Source organism: Kitasatospora sp. NPDC003701, from assembly GCF_053587085.1.
The window spans coordinates 1-2918 of record NZ_JBSFNM010000155.1 but is presented as its reverse complement, the minus strand read 5'-3'; the positions used below and the strand labels follow the sequence as shown (position 1 = coordinate 2918).

Below are 2918 nucleotides of genomic sequence, written 5' to 3'. Positions count from 1 at the left end.
TGCAACGCCACCAACGACGACGAACACGCCGTGTCCACCGTCACCGCCGGCCCCTCCAACCCCAACGCATACGCCACCCGCCCCGACAACACGCTCCCCGCGCTGCCGGTCACCGCGTAGCCCTCGACCTCGGCCGACGCGTCGCGCAGCAGGGCCGCGTAGTCCTGCATGCTGAGGCCCGCGAACACCCCGGTCCGACTGCCCCGGGCCGATTCGGGGTCGATCCCCGCCCGCTCGAAGGCCTCCCACGCCGTCTCCAACAACAGGCGCTGCTGCGGATCCATCGCCAACGCCTCACGCGGCGAGATCCCGAAGAACCCCGCGTCGAAGTCGGTGGCGGCGTCCAGGAATCCACCGGCCCGGACATAGGACCGCCCGGACGCGTCGGGGTCGGCGTCGTACAGACCGTCGAGATCCCAGCCACGGTCGGCGGGCAGGGCCGAGATCGCGTCCGCCCCCGAGTCGAGCAGTCGCCACAGGTCCTCCGGCGAGCGAACCCCGCCGGGGAAGCGGCAGCTCATCCCCACGATCACGATCGGGTCGTCGGAGGCGGCCGTGGCCGGACGGACGGTTGCGGCGGCCGGCAGGTGCCCGAAGAGTTCGGCGTGCAGGTGGTCGGCCAGGGAGGTGGGCGTCGGACGGTCGTAGATCAGGGTGGCGGTCAGCCGCAGGCCGGTCGCCGCCCGCAGGCGGTTGCGCAGTTCGACGGCGGTCAGCGAGTCGAAGCCGAGGTCCTTGAACGCGCGGCCGGGCAGGACGGCGTCGTGGGACGGGTGCCGCAGGACCGAGGCGACGACCTGGCGGACAATGTCCAGCAGTGCCTTTCGTTGCTCGTCGTCGGAGAGTCCGGCCAGTCGGCGCAGCAGATGTGACGTTCCGTCTGCTTCGGCAGCCTGATTCCGTCCCGGCTCGACCTCCGGCCGATCGGCGGCGAGGAGGTCGCTCAGCAGCGGGACCGGCCGGGCTCCGGCGCCGAGGCCCGTACCGTCCCAGCGGGTGCTGAAGACGGCGACCGAGGTCTCGTCGTGGTCGAGGATGCCCCCGAGCGCGTCCAGGGCCAGTTCCGGCCGGAAGGTCAGCACCCCACGGCGGCGGATCTGCTCCTCGATGGCGGGTGCCGCGATGCCGCCCCCGTCCCAGTGGCCCCAGGCGATGGCCGTGGCGGGCAGGCCCCTGGCGCGCCGGTGGTGGGCCAGCGCGTCCAGATAGGCGTTGCCCGGCGCGTAGTTGGCGTGGCCGGCCAGACCGCAGGTGCCGGCGATCGAGGAGAACAGCACGAAGGCGGAGAGGTCCAGGCCCTCGGTCAGCTCGTGCAGCACCAGGGCGCCGCCGACCTTGACCTCCAATACCCGCTCCATCTGATCGACCGTCAGATCACCGATCAGGGCGTCGTCGAGCAGGGCGGCCGTGTGGATCACGGCGGTGAGCGGGTACTCCGCCGGCAGCCCGGCCAGCGCCTCCGCCACCGCGACCCGGTCGGACACATCGCAGGCAGCCATGGTGACCCGCGCGCCCAGTGCGGTCAGTTCGGCCTCGAAGGCATCGGCGTCGGGCGCGGCGCGACCGCTCCGACTCAGCAGGAGCAGATGGTCGGCGCCGTCGGCGGCCAGCCGACGGGCGACGTGACGCCCGAGCGCGCCGGTGGCGCCGGTGATCAGCACGGTCCCCCGGGGCTCCCACGCCCGCACGGGCGTCCGACCGGCCAGCGGCGCCCGCTCCAGTCGTCGGACGGACAACCCCGAAGCCCTGACCGCCAGTTCGTCCTCACCGTGCCCGCCCAGCAGCGCGGCGGCCGCGGCCCGCGCCACCTCGCCACCGGCGGACTCCGGCACGTCCACGACGCCGCCCCAGCGGTCCGGGAGCTCGGCGGCGACCACCCGGCCCAGTCCCCAGAGCGTCGCCTGTTCCGGGTTGGGCACCCGGTCACCGGCGCCGACCGTCACCGCCCCACGCGTCACACACCAGAGCGGCGCCGCAACGCCGGCGGCCTCCAGGGCCTGCACCACGGCCACCGTCGCCGCCAGCCCCCACGGCACCGCGGCACCACCGGCCGCCGTGCCCGGCCCGCTCGCCAGCAACGACACCACACCGGCCGGCTCGCGATCCTTCAGCACCGCCGCCAGCGACTCACGGTCGCACTCGTCGCCCACCGCCAACGTGCTGGTGCGCACGCCGTGTTCGGCGAACGCCGCCTCCAACGCGGGCCCCCAGCCACTGTCCGCACCCGCGGCCGGCACCAGCAGCAGCCACTCGCCCCCGGACGCCTCCGGGGCGGGCACCGCGTCCAACGGCCGCCAGACGACCCGGTAGCGCATCGCGTCCACGGCACTCAACGGCGAAGCACCGGCCGGCTCCAGCCAGAACCGCTCGCCCTGGAAGGCGTACGTCGGGAGATCCACCCGACGGCCACCGCCGGTGGCGGCGCTCCAGTCGGCGGGCACGCCGCGCACCCACACCTGTGCCAGCGAGGTCAGGAAGCGGTCCAGGCCGCCCTCACCACGGCGCAGCGTTCCGACGACGGTGGCCTGGTGGCCGTGTTCGTCCAGGGTCTCCTCCACGCCCGGGCCGAGCACCGGGTGTGGGCTGACCTCGACGAAGACTCCGTAGCCCTGCTCGGCGAGCCGGTGCACGGCCCGGTCGAACCGCACCGTCTCCCGCAGGTTCCGGTACCAGTAGTCGCCGTCCAGCCCCTCGGTGTCCAGGAAGTCCCCGGTCAGCGTCGAACAGAACGCCACCTCCGACGCCCGCGCCCCGCCGGACCCCAGGACGTCGAGCAGCCGCTCCCGCACCGACTCGACCTGCGCGGAATGCGAGGCGTAGTCCACCGGGATCCGCCGCGCCCGCACCCCCCGCGCCTCGCAGTCCGCCAGCAGCTCCGCCAACGCCGACGGCTCCCCCGACACCACCACCGAACCCGG

Annotated in this window: 1 protein-coding gene; it reads right to left on the bottom strand. The window is 74.2% G+C overall.

Annotation, left to right across the window (positions count from 1 at the left end; translation table 11 throughout):
* The coding region (locus ACWDRR_RS44310) for an SDR family NAD(P)-dependent oxidoreductase (protein WP_449778017.1) at window positions 1–2882 on the bottom strand (2882 nt) is incomplete at its 3' end.
* Window positions 2883–2918: the final 36 nt, after the last annotated feature.